Origin of the sequence: Paraburkholderia sediminicola (assembly GCF_046030555.1) — a bacterium.
In the GTDB taxonomy this organism is placed as follows: Bacteria; Pseudomonadota; Gammaproteobacteria; order Burkholderiales; family Burkholderiaceae; genus Paraburkholderia; species Paraburkholderia sediminicola_E.
In genome coordinates this window covers 1-20,336 of sequence record NZ_JAQQCH010000013.1, presented here as the reverse complement: position 1 = coordinate 20,336, position 20,336 = coordinate 1, and the positions used below count along the sequence as shown (strand labels likewise).

The window sequence follows — 20,336 nt, the reverse complement described above, 5'->3', positions numbered from 1 at the left end:
CATTGTCGCGCGACTCATTCGTGCACCCGCCACTCGCAGCCTTGCAGAAGTGACGGATGCAAGCGCCTATTACTATTCAACCACTGGATCGACATATTCAATGAACGTAATCGAACTGCTCGCGCTTGCTGCTATCTGGGGTGCATCGTTTCTTTTTATGCGTGTGGCGGCACCGGAGCTCGGACCGATCCCTCTAATCGCGCTACGCGTCACAATTGCGGCAATCGTTCTGGCGCCAGTGCTTCGATCAGCAACAGCACGTAGCCAGTTTAGATCCAAAGCGTGGCCGTTGTTCGTCGTGGGCGTGACCAACTCTGCCGTACCGTTTTGTCTGCTCGCATTTTCGACTCTCTACGTGAACGCGGGCGTTGATTCGATCTTGAACGCGACGACCCCACTCTGGGCTGCACTAATCGCGGTCGCTGGTTTCCGAGGATCGATGCGACGCGGGCAGGCCATCGGGTTGATGCTTGGGCTTGCGGGCGTCGTGATTCTGGCGTGGGGCACCCTCATCGGCGGTGCCGGCGCTCTCCCGCTGGCGATTGGTGCTGCACTGCTCGCGACTCTGTTCTACGGATTTGCGGTGAACTATTCCAAACGTCATCTGGCGGGCGTGAATCCGTTCGTTGTCGCTTTTGGCAGTCAACTGTTTGCCTCAATCTTGCTGATCCCGCTCGCGCTGTTCTTTTGGCCAAGGCACGCCGTCGCGCCGTCGACCTGGGCATGCGTCGCAGCACTCGGCGTGGTGTGTACGGGCTTTGCGTACGTGTTGTTTTTCAGGCTGGTTGAGCGTGTCGGTGCCGCATACGCCGCGTCTGTCACTTTTCTTATCCCTATCTTTGGAATGATCTGGGGCGCGGCTTTCCTGGGGGAGGCGATCACATCGGTGATGATCGCTGGATGCGCGATCGTGCTCTTCGGAACAGCTTTGGCGAGCGGAAAGCTCGGGTGGATGCTGGCCCGCAGCGCATGACCGTCCGCTCTGGAGGGCGGCGCAGGACCGTTGTGGGTCGATCAACGACGATCGCGTCCTCGCAATGAGCGTCACCCCCGGATTTTTTAGGAACCGTGTTGTAATTCTTGACTTAGCAGGCGCAGTTTGTCTGGCACTCGCGTCGGTTTGCATAATTTTGTTCCTGCGCGTGGCCAGTCGAATTGTGACTGGCAGAGACGTCGGGAACAGGTTTGCTTCAAGCAGGTTTCGCAGAAAGTTGTTATCCAAACGAACTTTTGAGGAGACTTTGTAGCTTTTCTGGCCGGCCCCAAGTGCAGCACCGAATTGAATATCGATGAAAGCGTTCCCGCTTGAGGTTACACCGTGAGATGAGAGGGAAGTTGAGCTTTTGGTATGAGAACCTTGTTCAGGTCTGAAGGGCAGGAACGATCGGTGCGTTGCTGCGCTACCGGACGTGCATCGTGCACGTCATTGCGGAAGCCCGCGGGCAACGCGCGATGATCTAATCTCTCGACACCACAGGCAGGACCTTCGTGAGAACGATGAAGTGGGTCAGCCTGCGTGAGCTGCCTGCAAGGCGATGCGCGAGGCCGATCACCGCTGATCTTGCCGAAGCAAACCGAATCGGACCCATTTTGCGAAGTGGCGGCGGCGCCTGACTTTCGCGCGCAAGGTTGTTCCACTCTACCAGGCCAGCGGCTCAATTAGCGCCGGGGCACCGAACTCCACAAGTTGAGCATTCGAGTGCGAGAAATATCCGTCCCAGAACTGCTTCAGATCCGTCAGCGTCTTCGGATCGCGATAGCCATTACGTTCGGTCGTTGATCCGTTGGGGGAAGGCGGCATCACACCCGCGCCCAGAATGAAGACGCGTGCTGAGCCGAAATTGCCGAACATGTTACTGTCCTGTGCCTTCTTCAGTTCAACGGCTGGATTGATGCGACGCATCGCGTTGCGCGCGTAGAAGCTTGTCATACTGGAATTTTCCAGTCCGTCTGTGACAACGAAAACCAGCTTGTGTGTGGCTCTCTCCTGCGCAACGGCAGTCGACACGCTCTTCAACGCCATCATGATGTCAGACTGGTCGAGACTGGATGTTCCGGATTTCAGCACCTGCGAGGTCGTTCCGAGTGCGAGCCTCTGGCCGTATACCAGTTGCTGCTGCATGCAGGTGCGGAAGTCCTTAAGACGGCTCATCACGACATTTCCTTCGTCGCTTGCGGGAATAGGGCGTTCGATTACACCTGTATGCAGGACATTGAGGTAGTGCCCCTGCGAAAACGCCGAGAATTCGGCAATGACGAACTTCGTGCCCGGTTTCAACATTGCTAGAACGTTATCGAGCACAGACTTCTGTAAAGTCGCATCAAGCAGCACTGTCTGGTCGATCAGCACATAGATGAGCTGGTCGTAGGGAATCTGAGGCGCAGCGATCTTGTTGGCGGCATAGCAGCTGGGAACATCGTTTATTAGCCCCGCGTGAGCGGGCAATGCGACCGTCGCCGCAAGGCACGTGCCGACTGCGAACGAACGCAATGCTTTAAAGGGGCGGTGCATCACAGATCCCCAAGAACGTCATCTTCCATACGGGCCTGCTCGGCGGCTGCCTTACGACGCGTCTTGAGCGCCTGCACGGCGGCAAGAATCGAATTGCGACGTTCGGCCGAATCCTCCGCAGCAATGTCGAGAATTACCTTGCGGCGATCCTTATCTGACTCATCGACGATCCTTTCGGCGATACGCGAAACATCATTGAATAGGGGGTGAGTTGCTGCTCCGGTGGCGGAGTCGGCGGTTGCGGGCAAAGTTGATTGTTCGGCCAGTCGGACGGGAGCTGAGGGGGCTGCACTATCTGTGCGTGGCGTCTGCGCAGTCACAATTGTTTGCTGCGACTCTTCCTGCAACTTGCGATTATAGTAATCGAGACAGCTCATATTCGACACACTCTCACGGTACTTCGGCACTTCGCGGCCCAGATGGGCGCGCAGTTCCGTGAGTCGCATATTGCCTCGATCGAGCGCGGGCTTGATGTGCTTTGCAAAGTAGCTTTGGAAGCTGGTGTGTCCAAGCGTCTGGTGATAGGCATTCTTGCCATCGCCGATGAACGAGCTACCGAACGCCTGGAAGAAACCGAGCGCCTGCGTGATCACGTAGATGATCGCAAGCACGATGGCACCGGCGATGCCTTGGCTGAACATTTCGCTGCTCAGCTCATGATCAACACTCTGCTGCGCGGCGCGCGACGAATCCGTCACATCGGTGGGGAGCGGCGTCGATGCATCGAGCCCCGATACGGTCGCGAACGGATTGCTACCGCTGCCTGCCGCCAGCTGACCATGGTCGGCGACGTGATTTGTCATTTCGATCTGCAGGCCCTTGATTCGCATCCATGTGATGCCGATAAGCAGAAGCGTTAGCAGCGAGATTGCGAGGATCGGAGCTACGAGGCTGCCGCGATCATGCGCGCCCTCAAGCACCCGGCTGCCGAAACGGACCTTCGGAGATGCGTCTTTGTCCACCTGCTGGTCGTCGCCGCTGCTTATCTTATGACCGGTGTAACCCTCTACGGTCGCATTCACAGAACCAAGCGCCTTTCTGATCGCTGAACGTTTGTACACTTCCTTGCCAGCGAAGTGGGTCAGCCCGAGCAGTCCGACGGCCATTACGGTTGCGATTACGTAGCCGATCCAGACCATCTGGTTCCCGGTTATTTCGCTTGCAACAAATGGCGCGATCAGCATCCCTGTGCCCGCCGCTTCCGCGATCGTCAGCAGGATCAGCGCGGCCATCATGAAGGCAGACACCGGTGCGCGGCCATTCTGGTGTGTGATCTTCAGATATTCACTTGCGCGCGAGAAAACCTCGGGATCAACCTTCGGCAACTTGTCGATGTAGGTTGAACACAGCGATTCTTCAGCTGGTGGCAAACCTGCATCCTTCCAGGCAGAGAGGTTCTCAATGCCATGCGTCTGCTGTTTCCATCGGCGCATCTTGCCAACCAATGGCACGCAAACCCAGAAGTCGGCCCACCAGAGATCGTCTGTATAGCGCTTCCACGCAAAGAAGATGGTCACGATGGCGGCAATCAGGAGCGGCAGTGACCACGCTATGGTGGAGACAAACGCCTGGAAGAAATCGGTGAGCACGATGAACCCTCGGAATCGTTATCTGAATTAGTGGAGCGCGAAATCGCCCGACGCGGTGTAGTCGACCGACCGGTTGGTGTAGTAGACGTTGCCGGTAGCGCGCGGCTTGCTGTTTGGCACGATGAGATCCATACAACGCATCGGACCATCGACAAATACGCGATAGAGTGTGGCATCGCTACCCCGATATACATTTACGGGAACACGCGAGGAATAGGACGGCTTCTGGGTTACATTGCCAGCGTAGTCCTTGTAGATCTTGAGTTCGGGCTGGGGTACGGGACTACCGGCGTCACTCGGCACGCGAACATTGAGCAGCGCGACCAGGTTGCCGTTAAGTCCTGCCGCCCACGGTGCGCCGTAAAAGCCGGGCAGGTAGTCGCGAACGTTCAGCACCTGGTCTGTGGCCAGGTTGCGCACGGCCGATGCGTTGTGCGGACGGTCACCCAAGCACGAGTTGAGCGTCATCGGCGCATTCGCATTCGCGCTACTGATCAGGCTAAACGATGATTTTGCCGGAGCGGAACCGAGTCGCACCGGAATACCTCCCCCTGATGTGAGATTACCGCCGAAATCGTAGCCTGGTCCGATCTTGCCGGCGGACGCGGATGCGCGAGGCGAGTTGACGGTGGGAGACACCTCAGTGCGTGCGATAGGTGCCGGGATCGTTTCTGCGTCCCTGTCGCTATTGTTGCTGCTCGCACTTGCGGTTTTCTCCGCGTCATCAGTTGCCGTTTTTTGACGGGTCTGAAGCTGTTGCTTGTGCCGCACTGGACGATCCTGGGTGGCGGTACGGACAGCGCTGTTGCTGTCATTTGCGGCCACCTTGTCGCTGACGGTCGCAACCGCGCTGGCAAAACGGTAGTTGGCCGGGTCGGCGGTGCGTTGCGACAGAAATTGCTGCAGGTCGGCTTCTGTGGGGACGTCGACGATCTGCACTCGCTGGTTTTCTTGTCGACCCTGGTCCGTGGCGTTCGACGCTATCGGCAACGTATCGCCTGCACCTTGATAGAAGATGTTCTGCACTGGAACACCCTGATCCACGAATACCTTGGCGACCGCCTTCGCACGTTGTTGCGAAAGCGTCGAGGGATCGGCGCCGCGTGATGCGTCGCTTTCGTCGGTATGGCCGACGATCAGCACCTTCCGTCCGCCCGCCTGTACTCGCTGTTCAGGCGTCGCGTTCGCCGGCAAGGCGGCCAGTAGCGTCTTCGGAGTATATTGATTCGCGATCTCGGCGAGATACTTGTGTGCCTGCGGCGTCAGCTCTGCGGTGCCTGCAACGAACTCATCTGTTTTGTTCTCAAGCTGAACGTCAAGCCCCACCGTTGTAGGCTTGTCAGCCGAGCCAGGAGCGCCTGATTTGCCTTGGGTGATAGGTGCTGAGGCTAATTTCAGGCCATTCGCCTGCGCGATCCTGTACAGCTCGCAGCGGCGCGTGTCCAGCGCGTGACCGACGAGAAAACCACCGCCGGCTCCCAGTACCACGCCAGCAGCGGCGCCTTTGGCACCACGAGTGAGATACCCGACGACGCCACCGGCCACCGCACCAACCGCAATGCCAATATTGCGGTCGTTGTTCGAACACGGGTCGTCACTATTGAAAATACTGTTGAACTGGGACTTAACCGGGGCGGCGACTTCAGGTTGACCGGTTTGTGGATTGATCGCACATCCCGAGACGCATAAAACCACGCCAAACACGATGGGGCTACGAATCGTCATTCAAGTCCTTATTGAGATTCGACGGCCAGTCTTATCTGGTTGACCGATTGGCAGGCCGAAGACCGGAACCGCTTGTTTGATTTTGGTGCACGAAATCTGGTTAACGGCACGAATATTTATATCTTTAGCGCGCTATTTACACAGGCGACAGAAATAATGTTTCCTGCCGGCCACCCGTAAATGGGTCGTCGCGCCAGTCGTTCGGACGAACAACGAGCAGAAGTTGAGGCCGGTTGCCTACGGCAAGAAATCTGAGCGAATGCGCGGACTTGCTACTTGATTTAGCCGCGCGCTGGCATCTCACCTTCGTCTGAGCAGATGTCGCACGTGGCGCATCGATAGGGGCATCTGGAGATCAATGAGATGGATGAGGGCCCCGGCAGCGAGGACGTCCTTCAGCTCGGCGTCGGGATCAGCGAGACGTCGGTCATCGTCAAAGCCGACCGGGCAGCGATATCCGTCTGACAGACGGCGTAACGGGCGACCAGATCCACGGGGACTCCGAATTGCAGAGCACGCTGTATGGAGTTGGCTCGATACACCCAACGAGGACGGATAGCGTTAAGCAGCGCGCAGAGCCGACGGTGCGAGCGCGAACGGATCAATCTGATCATCGCTTGCCGCCCAATGGAACCGCACACGAAGGAAAACAAACACTCCGGAAACCCATACACTTATTCACAGCCGGTCCTGATTCAGACCGGTTTCCACCCCGGCTCAAAACTCGATCGACGCGATGGCTCAAAATGGCTTTGTCAACTCGTCGAGGCTGAGGAGGAAAGACGGCAGGAAGAGTATCCTCACAAGACGTAGGACGGATTTTGGGCGATTTCGGTGATGTCGCACCACGCGACGAATCGCGTAGCGAGTTGTTTGCGATAGAGTGAAGCGCGCAGCAAATGCCGCTTGAGAGCGAAATGTTGCCGGATCGGTCCGTAGCACGAGAGAAATTTCTGCGTGCGTTTCGGGTCGCGAAAGCCGCGCATTCGACGCTCGCGCTCACGTGTCGGTTGGTGGCTATTCTCCGCGCGGTTGTTCAGCCGGGCGGCCGCTTTGACGAATACGTGCTTCACGTTCGTAAGCTGCGGAATCTGGGCTTTTGCCGCCAGATAGCTGCGTAACTGATCAGGGCTGGCGCTCACCTCGTGTGAGATAGCCATGGCTTTTGCCAATGTCAGGTCACAGTCTGGAACCGACGGTTTTCTGGGGCGGCGCAGGCCGCCAGGGCAGTTGCCGGTGGTATCGCACCTGCTTGATCCCGATGGGTGTCTGGCGCAATCCAGATCGCAGCCAACCGAACGAAAACCTGGCCGCGATTCGAATCCGCAAGGAGCGTGGTAGCGGTTGAAGAGGCATTGCGAGGTGTGGTGGTGATCTCACAAAGCATCACCACCACACCTCGCAATGGATGAGTTTGCCCCTTGATTTCGGCCCGCTAATGGGTGTCAGGTTATTGGGGCGGTCGCTGAAAATGGCGCGATGAAGAAATCGAAATCGCTGTATCACGGTCATCGTTTCCCAGCCGAGGTCATCAGTTGCGCTGTGCGCTGGCATTTTTCGCTTTCAGTTGAGCTTGCGCGACATCGAGGAACTACTCTTCGAGCGCGGGGTCATCGAGACAATCCGCTGTTGGTGCGGCAAGTGCGGCGAGGGTTTGGCTCATCGGGTGAAGGCTGCGCGGCGCAAGCCCGGTAGCACATGGCACCTCGACGAGATGTTCGTTACGCTACGAGGCGAGCCGTATCTGTTATGGCGTGCGGTAGACGAGCATGGTGCCGAACTCGACATCCTGCTACAAAAGCGGCGCGACAAAGCCGCAGCCAAACGGTTCTTCAAGCATGTGCTGCGTTCGAGCCCGGTGCCGCGCAAGATCGTCACGGATCAGTTGCGCAGCTATCCGTCAAGCATAAGACGATCAGGGGTGACGAAGTGTTAAGGATGGCCAGGCGGTAGATGCGAAAAAGCCCAGCGGATCAGGCCGGGCTTTGAATTTCTTATCGCCGCTTTGCTTCCTCGAACTGGACAACCGCCGCGCTCATCACCTCTCGGACAATGGTGACAACTATGGATGATCGTCAGTCCAATTCCGGCAGTTGATGTGCGCAGTAGGTATGACCGGTGTAATTTCCGGCCAAGACTACTCAGTAAGCGCCGAACAAACGATCGAGTGCGGCCAGAACCCGGTTCTGTTCGGATTTGAGTGTTCCGGTAGAGGGACCAAGCTCACTGCTTCTCATCGCGCCGAGGAATGGGGTTTCCAATATGAACTTCTCGCCACCGATCTCGATGATCGGAGCCAGATCCTGTGCGATTTTGCCGGGTGTGTAATTGCCAGCCACGCGTGTCAGCGGAACAACGACCCGCGAGATCAGACCGTCGAGATGATCGCTCTGTACATCGAGGAGGTACGGCGACTTCGCCCTGGACCGGGATGACGGGTTGTTGTAGGGGTCGTCTCAGAATTCGGAAAAAATCGTACGCTAGCAGTTGCCGGTGTGGCTGGTCGCTCGTCCGTTCAATGCTTTCTCGTCATCGTTCGAGCGCCCGATAAAGCGTGGCTCGATGGACACCAAGCAGGCGGGCAACCTCAGCTACAGGCTTTCCGTCTTGCTCGATAAGCTGGCGCGCGTGGACGATACGTCCGGCATCAAGTGTTGGAGTTGGGCCAAAGCGTACGCCGCGCGCTTTGGCGGCAACCCGTCCGGCGCTGGTACGTTCCACGATCAGGGATCGCTCGAAATCCGCCATACCGGCGAACACGGTGAGGACCATGCGACCGGCCGGAGTGGTCGTGTCAGCCCACGGTTCAGCCAGCGATCGCAGACCCGCCCCGGCGTCCTTGATACGTTCCGCGATGTCCAGCAGGTCGCGCGTAGACCGGGCCAACCGATCAAGGCGGGTGACCGTCACCACGTCGCCGGCGCGGAGATGCTCAAGTAGACGGCCAAGCTCGGGCCTGTCGCGTTTCGCGCCACTGACCTTTTCTTCGAAGATCCTTGTGCAGCCGGCCTCGCGTAATGTGCCTCGCTGCTGGGCGAGATCTTGGCCTTGGGTGGACACTCGGGCATAGCCGATCAGCGGCCCAATTTCGATCTTCTTGACCATGTTGCACCTGTCGCAATATATGTCGCAGAAATTCTAACACTCGCGACAAAGATAAGCGACATGCAAAAGTCTTATGGGATGGGCATCCAAAAAATGTCGCGAGTTTTACAAGTTATGCGACATGCAAGCCGGAGACAAGGGTGCTCGCGAACGGCACTGCGAGCAGCAGACGCGAAATACTCATGTCCGAATTTGGCCAGAATCCAAGCGACAGTTCGTTTAAAGTTCGAGGCATGAACTTAGATCCCGACACGTGCTATCAGACTTTGCTTTCGCGGGATCGCCGTTTCGACGGTTGGTTTTTCGTGGCCGTGTCGTCCACGGGCATTTACTGTCGGGTTGTCTGTCCCGTGCGGCCGCCTAAGCCGCAGAACTGTTCGTTTTTTCCATCGACTGCGGCGGCCGAAAAAGCGGGCTTTCGCCCCTGCATGCGATGCCGACCAGAACTGGCTCCGGGGAACGGCGTGCTGGATGTTTCTAGTCGACTGGCAAAGGCAACCGCATCGCTGATTAGCGACGGGTTTTTAAACGAATCGACCCTCGAAGACCTGGCGAACCGAGTCGGCGTCACTGAACGGCATCTACGACGCATCTTCGCCACCGAATATGGCGTATCCATGGTTGAGTTCGCTCAAACGCAACGCCTCCTTTTGGCGAAGCGGTTGCTGACCGATACAGCGCTTCCTCTCGCTACCGTTGCATTCACCGCCGGATTCGGAAGCGTCAGACGGTTCAACGATCTATTTTTAAAGCGGTATGGATTTAACCCCCTTCGATTGAGGAAGGGAGCTAGCGTCTCGGCCAGTGAAAACTTGTCATTCTTACTGGGATATCGACCACCATTCTCGTGGTCGGGGGTACTGGATTTCCTATCGCAACGTCAAATTTCCGGTGTCGAGCACTTGGCCGCTGAGGTGTACAGCCGCACGGTAGAGGTTGAACACAGCAAAGGCCGGATTGCTGCCTGGATCAGCGTGAAAAACGTTCCGGAGCGACACTCGGTTGAGGTGACCGTTCCAATGAACCTTGCCCCGGTCATTGGACAGGTCCTCGGCAGAATAAATCGGCTGTTTGATCTAGGTGCCAGGCCAGACCTCATTGATGCACAGCTCGGTGACCTTGCCGCAGAACTACCGGGAATGCGCGTTCCAGGCGCATTCGACGGGTTCGAAATTGCCGTGCGGGCGGTCGTCGGACAGCAGATTTCGGTCGCGCACGCACGGGCGATTTTGTCTCGAATCGCAGCTCGTTATGGAACTGCGATCGCCGAAGCACCGGATGGCCTTGCCACAACATTTCCGTCCGCAGCTACGTTGGCCCAATTGCCGACATCGGCGCTAGTCAGCGTCGGAATGACGGGCATTCGAGCGGAAGCAATCATTTCCATCGCCCAGGGAGTAGCAGCACGGCGCATCGTTCTAGAGCCTATGGCGCCGCTTGAGGAGACGCTTTCGATGCTGCGTAAAATTCGCGGCGTCGGGGAATGGACCGTTCAATACATCGCGATGCGGGCGCTTGCATGGCCCAACGCTTTTCCGGACGGTGATGCAGTTTTGAAACGGCAACTCGCCCAACCCGATTCATCCAAGCTGAAACAGCACGCTGCCCGTTGGGAACCCTGGCGCGCATACGCGACGCTCCACGTCTGGAGGCAATCTGAAGAGAGTCGCAAATGATCCCCTGCTATCGCGCTTCAAGTCCACTCGGCGAAATAGTTTTGCGTGCTGAAGATGATTTTCTAACTGGCTTGTTCTTCGTTGGTCAGAAGCATTTTCCAACCCTTTCCGTTGTCACTGCTCACCAGCGCCTGCCCGCAGTCATTCAACAGGCTAGAGAGCAGTTAGCCGAGTTTTTTTCGGGTGATCGCCGGGTGTTCACGGTGCCGTTCTATCTTCGAGGAACGGCTTTCCAGCGGCTCGTCTGGCAAGAGTTATCGGCGATTCCCTACGGGACGATCGCTTCCTATGGAGCGATAGCCCAGCGGATAGGTCTAGCGAGCGGCGCAGCTCGCGCTATCGGAAGCGCCAATGGTGAAAACCCGATATCGATCATCGTGCCATGCCACCGCGTTATCTCATCTACGGGCGATCTAACGGGCTATGCCGGCGGCATTGAACGCAAACAGGCACTGCTCGCAATGGAACGTCGTGGCTTCCTCCACGTTACATCTCACTGACAAAACAAAGTCGACTCTTATGAACGTCATTGAACTGATTACTCTGGCCGCAGTATGGGGCGCATCGTTTTTATTTATGCGCGTCGCCACACCGGAACTCGGCCCAATTCCACTGATCGCGCTGCGCGTCGGGATTGCGGCGCTCGTACTGCTACCGATTATGCGATCGGCTGCGGCACGCGGGCAATTCAGAGCCAAGGTCGGTCATCTATTGGTCGTCGGTGTCACCAATTCGGCGATACCGTTTTGCCTTTTGGCCTATTCGACCTTATCAGTGAACGCCGGATTGGATTCGGTCCTGAACGCGACAACCCCATTGTGGGCTGCGCTGATTGCCAGCATCGGATTTCAAGTGGCGATGGGAAGGCAGCAGATTTTCGGCATGCTGATCGGCTTTCTGGGCGTTGTCGTGTTGGTGCGTGACACCCTCGTTGCGGGTATATCGGGCGTGCCGTTGGCAATTGGGGCCGCGCTCGTCGCCACGCTGTTCTACGGGTTCGCGGTGAACTACTCCAAGCGTCATCTGGCCGGAGTGCAACCGTTCGTGGTCGCCTTCGGGAGCCAGTTCTTCGCCTCGCTTGTACTGATGCCGCTGGCACTATGGCTGTGGCCAGCGCGCTCGATCTCGGTGTCGACATGGGGGTGCGTCGCAGCACTTGGAATTGTCTGCACCGGCTTTGCGTATGTACTATTTTTCCGCCTCGTGGAAAACGTCGGAGCTGCGTATGCAGCGTCAGTAACTTTTCTGATTCCCGTTTTCGGGATAATTTGGGGCGCTGCCTTCTTGGGCGAAAAGATTACGCCGATGATGTTTGCAGGAGGTGCGATTGTGCTGCTCGGCACGGCGATCACGAGTGGAAAAATATCGTGGCGACTATTCCAAAGGGCTTAAGCAAACATTCGGTCGCTGCATTGCATGACATGACTGCCGCAACGGAGCGGCGAACTGCTGGGTCCCGATTCCGTTCCTTATCGGCGTAAGGCACATTGCCTGTGCGGGTGAAGAGAACTTTCTAACGCATCGCGTCGTTTCGAGATGCGGAGACTCTCAGTGACACTACATCGCAGTCTCGCTTACGGGGATCTCTCATGCCGCGCCGCTCTATCCTGTCCGTCACGGAACGCGATAACTTACTTGCCGTGCCGGACACCGAAGACGGATTGATCAGGTATTACACCTTCAGCGATTCCGATCAATCGTTGATCGGGCAGCGACGCGGCAATCCGAATCGCCTGGGCTTCGCCATCCAGCTCTGCTTGCTTCGCTACCCGGGACAAGGATTGGCGACCGATGCTGTCGTGCCGTCGTCGCTATTACTGTGGGTCGCTACGCAACTGCGCATCGACCCGGCATCCTGGCTGCAGTACGCCCAGCGAGAAGAAACCCGGCGCGAACATCTGCGCGAACTGCGTACTTACCTGGGCTTGATGCCGTTCGGCCTGGCCCAATTTCGGCGAACTGTGCATGCGTTGACTGAAATCGCCTTAAAGACCGACAAAGGTTTTGTGCTCGCGGGGCACGCGATGGATTCCCTGCGCGCGCAACACGTCATCGTCCCGGCATTGGATGTCGTTGAACGCGTATGCGCCGAGGCCATCACGCGCGCCAACCGGCGCATCTACGCGGTTTTAACCGATCCCTTGTCGGACGTTCACCGTCAGCGGTTGGCCGACTTGCTGAAACGCAAGGACGGTAGCAAGACGACATGGCTGGCCTGGCTGCGCCAATCGCCCACCAAACCGAACTCGCGCCACATGCTCGAACACATTGAGCGTCTCAAGACCTTGCAAGCACTCGACCTACCTGCCGGCATTGACCGGCAGGTACACCAAAACCGCCTGCTCAAAATCGCCCGCGAGGGCGGACAGATGACGCCCGCGGACCTGGCCAAGTTCGAGTCGCAGCGGCGCTATGCCACGCTGGTGGCGCTGGCTATCGAAGGTATGGCCACTGTCACCGACGAAATCATTGACCTGCACGACCGGATCATCGGAAAGTTGTTCAATGCCGCTAAAAATAAGCATCAGCAGCAGTTCCAGTCCTCGGGCAAGGCGATTAATGACAAGGTGCGCCTGTACGGACGGATTGGCCAAGCCTTGCTCGATGCCAAGCAGAGCGGTGGCGATCCTTTCGCGGCCATCGAGTCCGTGCTCCCCTGGGAGACGTTTGCCGCCAGCGTCAGCGAGGCGCAGAAGCTTGCACAGCCTGAAGGCTTCGATTTCCTGCACCGCATCGGCGAAAGCTACGCCACTTTGCGCCGTTATGCGCCGGAATTCCTGGCCGTGCTTACGCTACGCGCGGCACCTGCCGCGAAGGGCGTGCTCGATGCCATCGACTTGCTGCGTGGCATGAACACCGACAACACCCGGAAGGTGCCTGCCGACGCGCCGACCGAATTCGTCAAACCGCGCTGGGCAAAACTGGTTCTCACCAACGAAGGCATCGACCGGCGTTACTACGAGTTGTGCGCACTGTCGGAGCTGAAGAATGCGCTACGCTCGGGTGACATTTGGGTACAAGGCTCGCGCCAATTCAAGGATTTCGACGAATACCTCGTGCCCGCCGAAAAATTCGCCTACCTGAAACTGACCAGCGAATTACCGCTGGCAGTGCCCACAGACTGCGACCAGTACCTGGACGAGCGGCTGTCGCTGCTGGAACAGCAGCTCGCAACAGTTAACCGTATGGCGGCGGCCAACGATCTGCCGGACGCGTTCATCACGGCGTCCGGACTGAAAATCACGCCGCTGGACGCGGCCGTGCCCGATGCCGCCCAAGCACTGATCGACCAGTCGGCCGCGCTGTTGCCGCACGTCAAGATCACCGAGCTGTTGATGGAGGTTGATGAGTGGACGGGCTTCACCCGGCACTTCACACATCTCAAGACCAACGATACTGCGAAGGATAAGACACTGCTGCTGACGACAATCCTTGCCGACGGGATAAACCTCGGTCTGACGAAGATGGCCGAGTCGTGCCCCGGCACGACCTACGCCAAGCTATCGTGGCTGCAAGCTTGGCACATTCGGGACGAAACCTACTCGACAGCGCTCGCCGAGCTAGTCAATGCCCAATTCCGCCAACCCTTCGCCGGGAACTGGGGCGACGGCACCACGTCATCATCGGACGGCCAACGCTTTAAGGCAGGTGGCAAGGCCCAAAGTACCGGGCACATTAACCCGAAGTACGGTGGCGAGCCGGGGCGGATGTTCTACACGCACATCTCCGATCAGTACGCGCCGTTCAGCGGCAAGGTCGTCAACGTCGGCATTCGGGATTCGACCTACGTGCTCGACGGTCTGCTGTATCACGAGTCAGACTTGCGGATCGAAGAGCACTACACGGACACAGCGGGCTTCACGGACCATGTTTTCGCCCTGATGCACCTGTTGGGCTTCCGCTTCGCGCCGCGTATCCGTGACCTTGGCGACACCAAGCTGTACCTCCCGAAGGGTGACGAAACCTACGACGCCCTAAAACCCATGATCGGCGGCACGCTGAACACCAAGCACATTCGCGCCCATTGGGACGAAATTCTTCGACTGGCCACCTCGATCAAGCAGGGTACGGTGACTGCCTCGCTGATGCTGCGCAAGCTCGGCAGCTATCCACGTCAAAACGGTCTGGCCGTTGCTCTGCGTGAGCTGGGCCGCATCGAGCGAACGTTGTTCATCCTGGACTGGCTGCAAAGCGTGGAACTGCGCCGCCGCGTTCATGCCGGCCTGAATAAGGGCGAGGCCCGCAACGCGCTAGCCAGGGCGGTGTTCTTCTACCGCCTGGGTGAAATCCGTGATCGCAGCTTTGAGCAGCAGCGCTACAGGGCCAGCGGTCTCAATCTGGTGACCGCAGCCATCGTGCTGTGGAATACCGTCTATCTGGAGCGCGCTACCGGTGCCTTGCGCGGCCACGGACACTTGGTGGACGACGCGCTACTGCAATACCTGTCGCCGCTGGGCTGGGAGCACATCAACTTGACCGGCGATTATCTGTGGCGTAACAGCGCCAAGGTCGGAACAGGCAAGTTCAGACCACTACGGCCCTTGGCTAACCCTTAGCGTACGATTTTTCCGAATTCCGAGAAGACCCCGTTGACATGATAATCACCACGATCACGGTTGCAGGTAGCCATGAATGGCAAGAAAGCATGCGGAATAGATATTGATGGATGGCAACGCACCGAACCCGTACGAATTCGTTCACGCGGCGGGCTGGACCATCACCAATCACATCATCAGAGCGAAATCTGTGTGGCTATTGCAACAGGCCGCCGCAGAGCACGGCAACTTTAAGTCCGCCGACGAAGCGAGGCGCAGGCGTGCCGAGCTATCGGGCGTCTCACCGATGCACCGATGAATCCGCCGAAACGCCGGCGCGACGCAGCCCGCGACGCTCGCCGATGGCAGGAAAAAGTGCGTGAGGCGGCAGCGGAGCTGCTTCACCTCATCACGCTCATCGAAGCCGGATCGGACAATACACGCGACAGAGCCAACCGCATAACTAGGCTCACGCGCCTGCGTCAGCGGCTCGGCCGAATCATCGACCGCTACGGCTCGATCCTTGACTGATCGCGCGTACCTCAACTGGACGAGTCTGACGTGTTTCGGGGCCTGGCCTGACGGCGTTCGTCCGGAGCCCGCACCGAGGCGCGTAGCCAATGCCGTTTAACGAAGCGATTAAGAGGCGTCGCATAGCCTCGCGCGATCAGTGTGCTCACGGCAGCCGACAGCACCAGATAAACGCCCAGCAACAGAAGTTTCTCATTCCCGTGCGCCGCCGATGGCGGATACAGCGTGCGAAGCCCGCCGAGCACAACGAGATGGAACAGATAAAGCTCGTAGCTGAGTTTGCCGCTCCAGCGTAGCGGCGCCAGTATCCGAGCGCTGCCGCGAGCACCATTGGCGTGCGCGCCGATCAGCAGCACGGCGGTGCCGAGCGCGATGCAGGTTACCCCGAAAACATGGCTTTGCGCGATGGCCCACACAAGATAGAGAACCGTCATTCCGGCGACCGTCAGCCATTGCGCGGTGCGCACCGTAAGTGCGCGCCACAGAGGCCGGTCAGCCAGGAGTGCCGTACAGCAACCAATCGCGATTCCGTCGAAACATGCAAAGTACGCGTAGAGAAATCCGCCTTCGTCGCCTGAATGCGTCGCACGATATACAGGGCCGATCGCGACGACGATCGCCCAGAACGCGAGCAGTCGCCCTTCGCGGCGCAGGGCGATGCAAAGCAGTGGAAACGACAGGTAGAACACCTCTTCGACCGACAGCGACCACAGCACGCCAAGCGCGTAATTGACCCAGCCGTATGTGCCGATCAGCACGTTCATCCAGAAAGTCAGCGACGCCAGATTGACGAGCCAAAACGACACAGGCACGCCGAGCGGCGCATGATTGCTGAACATCGGCACGCTGGCTGCAGCAAGCCCGTTGACGAGGACGAGTAGCAGAAACAGGCATGGCATGATGCGCGCGATGCGCGACACATAGAAAGTGCGCACGTCGATTGCACCGAGACAGCCCCATCGGTGCCGCGCGTTTGACGTGATCAGGTAGCCCGAGATGACGAAAAACATCGTGACGCCGTAGTTGCCGTTGCGGACCACGGCATGCACGGCGTCCCAGCCGAATGTGCGCGCGACGGCCGTGTCCCTCAGTGTGTAAGCGATGTTGAAGTGATGCAGCAGGACGAGCAGGATCGACACGCCGCGCAGTGCATCGATCCGCGGATTACGCGGGCCGGCGCTCATGCCGCTTGTCCCGGCGTCGCGTTGGCAAGCGCCCGTAGCACCTGCAGCAATGCGTCCCGCGAGCGGATGGCTGCCTCAGCAGACGCACCCACATCGTCGGCACGAGTGCGACCGCAAAGGGACGCTCGACGGGACTGTTTACATCGTCCACAATTGTTCTTCATTTCGCAGACGATATCGCACCCATGCTGAGAAGAAAAGTATTCGTCACGTTCCTATGCATGGTTTTGCTCGCAGGCAGCGCAGCTTCGGAACAACCACAGAGGCCACCGGGACCGGTAATGATGGTCCATTTCGATTATTACCCCAAGGACCGGCCGCGAATTCGCAGCCTGGAACAGCGGCTGGAAAGCGCGATAAAGCGTGCACGTGTTGGCGAACTTGGTGAGACCGAATTCCACATCGACGGCAATGATGGCTATTTATATATGTACGGCCCCGATCCCGATCGACTGTATGTAGTGGTGAGCACAATCCTGAAATCGTCCAGTCTGATGATCGACGCGGAAGTCACGAAATGGCATGGTCCGCGCACGGAAACGTTCGTGATACACCCAGACGGCAAGCGATAACGGCTCGACTTTCGAAACTCTTAAAAAAGGGGAAAGGCCGAAGTCTTTCCCCTTCTGTAGCGGCCAAAAAGCCTCTCCCTCTATTCACGCAGCTTCACTAGCTCGCACGATCGGCTCGATCGAAACATCGAGCCTACTCGTCCCATCGCTGTTGGTCGCATAAACAGCCGACACCTGTAGCACTTGATCCATGTCCGGATTCTCGAATGTGCGATCTGCCCGCGCAGCTCTGAACAACGGGCCTATCGGCCGGATTTCGGCGGAATAGCCCAAACCACGGCCGATGTGGTCGGTCGTGCCAAGCGTCAATCGAAAACCCGTGAAACGTTGGTCATTGCCGAATATCGCGGTTGCCGATGCGACAACGATATGTGAGTCGGTGTGCAGGCTGCCGACCCACGAATCAGATGACGCAAGCAGCACGTCTTTACTGACCTTGAACAAAATTCCGGAACCAGTTGATTGCTCGTTGAACATAATGGCCTCCAAAAAAAAGGCCGCTATCCAACGTGAATCCACGGCGCGAACTTATCCACAGTTTTTGTGGATAAACCTGTGCATCAGTCTAGGCGTTCCCCCTGCGCGTTGCTTCGGGGGCGGGCTGTTGTGCCGCAACCGTGCTCGCGGCGCTGACGCTTGCGACCGCGGGCGGCATCGAACCACGCAGCGCGTGTCTCGACCCATGCGGGCTGTCGTCCATCTGGAGCGCGCTACCGGCGCCTTGCGCGGTCACGGACACTTGGTGGTTGACACGTTACTGCATGTCGCCGCTGGGCTGGTGTTGAAGTCCTTTGAAACTGCTAATCGTGTCCATAGATTACGCTAATGTAAGGCTGTAGTTTGGCCCCGCGAAATAAGGTATGGCGGCGGTTTTGCATACCTTTCTAGGCGTTGCGCTTCAGCAACGCACGCACGCTCGGATGTCCGTTGATTTTGCTAACGCGTTTGGCGTGTCCGCTGATTCGGCTAATGCGGTTGTACAGGAGCGCAATAGGTGCATTCGCCTAAGGCGGCAGCAAGTACAAATACCAGAGGTCTTTTCCTTATCTTCGGAAGGTGCCCATCTTACTGCACAGATCAAAAGCGCCATACTGTATGGCACTTTGTGTGTCACTTCGACGGCCTTCAACATCCCCCTTATGTAGATGTTGGTCAGCGCGGCGTCGTCCTGCGTTTAGTCAGTCGTGCGGGCAGCGAGTTCGTGTTGTGGTAGAACAGCTGCGCTAGCAGAATCAATGGCACGATTAGCGCATCAAAGGACATCATTAGCGGAATTTGCAAACTTCAACAGCTGGGCACACATCAACCTGACCGACGATTATCTGTGGCGCAACAACGCTAAAGTCGGCACAGGCAAGTTCAGGCCGCTACGGCCCCGGCCAACTCTTAGCGTACGATTTTTTCCGAATTCTGAAACGACCCCTGTACAGATCAAAACGGGCCATCAGAACATCCGGTATTCGTCGAGCGGCAGGCCGTCGTGTTCGATGCGGGCGTTCAGCTCGGCAACGAAGTCCGCGTGCTGGGCTGCCCACGCGCGCGCTTCAGCCTCGTGAACTTCCTCGCGCAGGCCCCGTTCGCTGGCGCGCGAGATGTTGACGTCCAACTGTTTCGCGCGGTCAAGAAGATCGGTTGGCAAAGACACGTTTGTAGGCTTGCGGGTAGCTTTCCGTGGCGGTTGTGACAGGGGAGGTTCGCCAGTCTGTCGAATTTGTGCGGAAATCATGTGCAATTCCTATGCGCATAAACATGCGCATAGTATCGCACATCCGTGCGTAGGCGGAGCGGCGGCCGAAATAGCCGTCGGCTCACGTAATTTATTCTCGCACGTGGCCAGTCGAATTACAGCTGGCAGACGTACCGGGAACAAGTTTGCTTCAAGACACTTTGCAGCAAGTTGTCCCCAAACCAGCGCTTGAGGCGATTTTGTGGCTTTTCCGGAGGCCTCAATGCAGCGCCGAATTGAATACCGATAAAAGCGCTCCCGTTTGAGGGTACCCGTGCCGTGACAGACGGGGAGGCTGGGATCGCGGTATCACGCGGCGCTTGTCTCACGTCTAGAGGCTAGGAACCAGTTTCTGCAAAAAACGGGAACAAATTTATTCAAACCGCCGACTCGGCAACGGCACCATATCGACCAAGTCTCGCACTTTACATAATTAAAGTGATCAGTTTTTAGTTATCTATCTAGTTAAAATAGTCCTCTGTCTGCTGAATCCCGCTCATCCTTATTGGTGTTTTCGCGCTGCGGTGCCGACCTATGCCCCAGATCGTGGCTTACGTTGACTCCCGGAAAAGCTCACCATCAGGAGGTACGTTGATTTCGAATACGCAACCAACCATCTGTCCCGACTACGTACACCACAAGACACGAAACCACCTACAACACGTGGCCACCTGAAAAAATTAATGAGCAGGCACGTCGCGTGGCGATTAATAGCGGATACCTCGTGAGGTTGAATCGTTGTGTCATTGACGATCGTCCGGCTTTCAACTTCTGGTAAATTAATTGCTGCGCGGCGCAGTACAAATACAAAGGCCGCCAATAATATCGTCGAGGTGCTTCATGGAAGTTCTTGATCGCGCGGCCGCCGTGTCGCCGGACGGACGCGTTGTGGTTTTCGTGCTGTCGATCCGCGGGCGCGAGGTCGAAGCCGCGGTTGCACGCGATGCACTCGAAAGACACTTCTGGCTGCCGCCTGACGCCGACGCGGCACGCACACTCAAGACATTCGAAAGCGGTCGCAACCGCATCGTCGCAGTCGCACAAAGAAAGTTACTTGCGCGGCCCGACGAATCGCTGCGGCTGACCGTGAACGACTTCGTGACCCTGTAACCGACCGTTGGCTGACGATGACTGTCGCGTCGCGATGCGTCTCTGATACACACAAAAAGCACGACCGTTCA

15 protein-coding genes and 3 pseudogenes are annotated in these 20,336 nt (G+C 57.7%); 9 read left to right on the top strand and 9 right to left on the bottom strand.

Annotation, left to right across the window (positions count from 1 at the left end):
• The first annotated feature begins 100 nt into the window (after positions 1-100).
• Positions 101-973, top strand: coding sequence for a DMT family transporter (locus PQQ52_RS19195; protein ID WP_408214455.1), 873 nt, complete (start codon positions 101-103; stop codon positions 971-973).
• Between the two features lie 666 nt (positions 974-1,639).
• Here PQQ52_RS19195 and PQQ52_RS19190 read toward each other — a convergent pair.
• From PQQ52_RS19190 to PQQ52_RS19175, 4 genes and pseudogenes are all read right to left on the bottom strand, one after another.
• A complete protein-coding gene (locus tag PQQ52_RS19190; protein ID WP_408214452.1) occupies positions 1,640-2,512 on the bottom strand; it encodes a hypothetical protein in 873 nt (290 codons plus the stop codon).
• Positions 2,512-4,101: a hypothetical protein gene (locus PQQ52_RS19185; protein WP_408214449.1), complete on the bottom strand. Its 1,590-nt coding sequence runs from the start codon at positions 4,099-4,101 to the stop codon at positions 2,512-2,514. The genes PQQ52_RS19190 and PQQ52_RS19185 overlap by 1 nt, the downstream gene beginning before the upstream one ends.
• 27 nt (positions 4,102-4,128) lie before the next feature.
• Positions 4,129-5,826: an OmpA family protein gene (locus tag PQQ52_RS19180; RefSeq protein ID WP_408214447.1), complete on the bottom strand. Its 1,698-nt coding sequence runs from the start codon at positions 5,824-5,826 to the stop codon at positions 4,129-4,131.
• Between the two features lie 800 nt (positions 5,827-6,626).
• A pseudogene (locus tag PQQ52_RS19175) lies at positions 6,627-6,953 on the bottom strand (DDE-type integrase/transposase/recombinase); the annotation flags it as partial.
• A 352-nt stretch (positions 6,954-7,305) separates the two neighbouring features.
• On the opposite strand from PQQ52_RS19175, the pseudogene PQQ52_RS19170 reads away from it, so the two are divergent.
• Positions 7,306-7,732, top strand: a pseudogene (locus PQQ52_RS19170) (IS6 family transposase); the annotation flags it as partial.
• 235 nt (positions 7,733-7,967) lie between these two features.
• Here the strand turns inward: PQQ52_RS19170 and PQQ52_RS19165 are convergent.
• Positions 7,968-8,261 (bottom strand): annotated as a pseudogene (locus PQQ52_RS19165) (CcdB family protein); the annotation flags it as partial.
• Positions 8,262-8,355: 94 nt separating this feature from the next.
• Entirely contained in the window at positions 8,356-8,931 is a 576-nt protein-coding gene (locus tag PQQ52_RS19160; RefSeq protein WP_075357336.1) for a recombinase family protein, read from the bottom strand.
• 182 nt (positions 8,932-9,113) lie between these two features.
• Between PQQ52_RS19160 and PQQ52_RS19155 the strand changes: the two genes are divergently transcribed.
• The 5 genes from PQQ52_RS19155 (at position 9,114) to PQQ52_RS19135 (ending at position 15,673) form a co-directional block, all read left to right on the top strand.
• Complete coding sequence (locus PQQ52_RS19155) at positions 9,114-10,607, top strand: AlkA N-terminal domain-containing protein (RefSeq protein WP_408214444.1); 1,494 nt, start codon at positions 9,114-9,116, stop codon at positions 10,605-10,607.
• On the top strand, positions 10,604-11,107 hold the full coding sequence (locus PQQ52_RS19150) for a methylated-DNA--[protein]-cysteine S-methyltransferase (protein WP_408214441.1): 504 nt from the start codon (positions 10,604-10,606) through the stop codon (positions 11,105-11,107). Before PQQ52_RS19155 ends, PQQ52_RS19150 begins: the two co-directional genes overlap by 4 nt.
• Before the next feature lie 19 nt (positions 11,108-11,126).
• Positions 11,127-11,999: a DMT family transporter gene (locus PQQ52_RS19145; RefSeq protein WP_408214439.1), complete on the top strand. Its 873-nt coding sequence runs from the start codon at positions 11,127-11,129 to the stop codon at positions 11,997-11,999.
• 197 nt (positions 12,000-12,196) lie between these two features.
• Positions 12,197-15,163, top strand: coding sequence for a Tn3 family transposase (locus PQQ52_RS19140; protein ID WP_408214436.1), 2,967 nt, complete (start codon positions 12,197-12,199; stop codon positions 15,161-15,163).
• A 294-nt stretch (positions 15,164-15,457) separates the two neighbouring features.
• Complete coding sequence (locus PQQ52_RS19135; protein WP_408214434.1) at positions 15,458-15,673, top strand: hypothetical protein; 216 nt, start codon at positions 15,458-15,460, stop codon at positions 15,671-15,673.
• Positions 15,674-15,684: 11 nt separating this feature from the next.
• Here PQQ52_RS19135 and PQQ52_RS19130 read toward each other — a convergent pair whose 3' ends face one another.
• Complete coding sequence (locus tag PQQ52_RS19130; RefSeq protein WP_408214431.1) at positions 15,685-16,857, bottom strand: acyltransferase family protein; 1,173 nt, start codon at positions 16,855-16,857, stop codon at positions 15,685-15,687.
• Between the two features lie 185 nt (positions 16,858-17,042).
• Here PQQ52_RS19130 and PQQ52_RS19125 point away from each other — a divergent pair, with 185 nt between their 5' ends.
• Positions 17,043-17,429, top strand: a complete 387-nt coding sequence (locus tag PQQ52_RS19125) for a hypothetical protein (RefSeq protein WP_408214429.1) — start codon at positions 17,043-17,045, stop codon at positions 17,427-17,429.
• An 84-nt stretch (positions 17,430-17,513) separates the two neighbouring features.
• Here PQQ52_RS19125 and PQQ52_RS19120 read toward each other — a convergent pair whose 3' ends face one another.
• The gene (locus tag PQQ52_RS19120; RefSeq protein ID WP_408214426.1) at positions 17,514-17,906 is read right to left on the bottom strand and encodes a hypothetical protein; all 393 of its coding nucleotides are present in this window, start codon (positions 17,904-17,906) and stop codon (positions 17,514-17,516) included.
• A 967-nt stretch (positions 17,907-18,873) separates the two neighbouring features.
• Complete coding sequence (locus tag PQQ52_RS19115; RefSeq protein WP_408214424.1) at positions 18,874-19,155, bottom strand: type II toxin-antitoxin system CcdA family antitoxin; 282 nt, start codon at positions 19,153-19,155, stop codon at positions 18,874-18,876.
• A gap of 840 nt (positions 19,156-19,995) precedes the next feature.
• On the opposite strand from PQQ52_RS19115, the gene PQQ52_RS19110 reads away from it, so the two are divergent.
• Complete coding sequence (locus tag PQQ52_RS19110; protein ID WP_408214421.1) at positions 19,996-20,265, top strand: DUF1488 family protein; 270 nt, start codon at positions 19,996-19,998, stop codon at positions 20,263-20,265.
• Positions 20,266-20,336 lie beyond the last annotated feature (71 nt).

Excerpts from the sequence above, each read along its gene's own strand:
- PQQ52_RS19155 (WP_408214444.1), top strand. The coding sequence starts at position 9,114 with ATGTCCGAATTTGGCCAGAATCCAAGCGACAGTTCGTTTAAAGTTCGA.
- PQQ52_RS19110 (WP_408214421.1), top strand. The coding sequence starts at position 19,996 with ATGGAAGTTCTTGATCGCGCGGCCGCCGTGTCGCCGGACGGACGCGTT.
- PQQ52_RS19115 (WP_408214424.1), bottom strand. The coding sequence starts at position 19,155 with ATGATTTCCGCACAAATTCGACAGACTGGCGAACCTCCCCTGTCACAA.
- PQQ52_RS19145 (WP_408214439.1), top strand. The coding sequence starts at position 11,127 with ATGAACGTCATTGAACTGATTACTCTGGCCGCAGTATGGGGCGCATCG.
- PQQ52_RS19130 (WP_408214431.1), bottom strand. The coding sequence starts at position 16,857 with ATGAGCGCCGGCCCGCGTAATCCGCGGATCGATGCACTGCGCGGCGTG.
- PQQ52_RS19180 (WP_408214447.1), bottom strand. The coding sequence starts at position 5,826 with ATGACGATTCGTAGCCCCATCGTGTTTGGCGTGGTTTTATGCGTCTCG.
- PQQ52_RS19125 (WP_408214429.1), top strand. The coding sequence starts at position 17,043 with ATGCTGAGAAGAAAAGTATTCGTCACGTTCCTATGCATGGTTTTGCTC.
- PQQ52_RS19160 (WP_075357336.1), bottom strand. The coding sequence starts at position 8,931 with ATGGTCAAGAAGATCGAAATTGGGCCGCTGATCGGCTATGCCCGAGTG.
- PQQ52_RS19150 (WP_408214441.1), top strand. The coding sequence starts at position 10,604 with ATGATCCCCTGCTATCGCGCTTCAAGTCCACTCGGCGAAATAGTTTTG.
- PQQ52_RS19140 (WP_408214436.1), top strand. The coding sequence starts at position 12,197 with ATGCCGCGCCGCTCTATCCTGTCCGTCACGGAACGCGATAACTTACTT.
- PQQ52_RS19135 (WP_408214434.1), top strand. The coding sequence starts at position 15,458 with ATGAATCCGCCGAAACGCCGGCGCGACGCAGCCCGCGACGCTCGCCGA.
- PQQ52_RS19195 (WP_408214455.1), top strand. The coding sequence starts at position 101 with ATGAACGTAATCGAACTGCTCGCGCTTGCTGCTATCTGGGGTGCATCG.
- PQQ52_RS19120 (WP_408214426.1), bottom strand. The coding sequence starts at position 17,906 with ATGTTCAACGAGCAATCAACTGGTTCCGGAATTTTGTTCAAGGTCAGT.
- PQQ52_RS19190 (WP_408214452.1), bottom strand. The coding sequence starts at position 2,512 with ATGCACCGCCCCTTTAAAGCATTGCGTTCGTTCGCAGTCGGCACGTGC.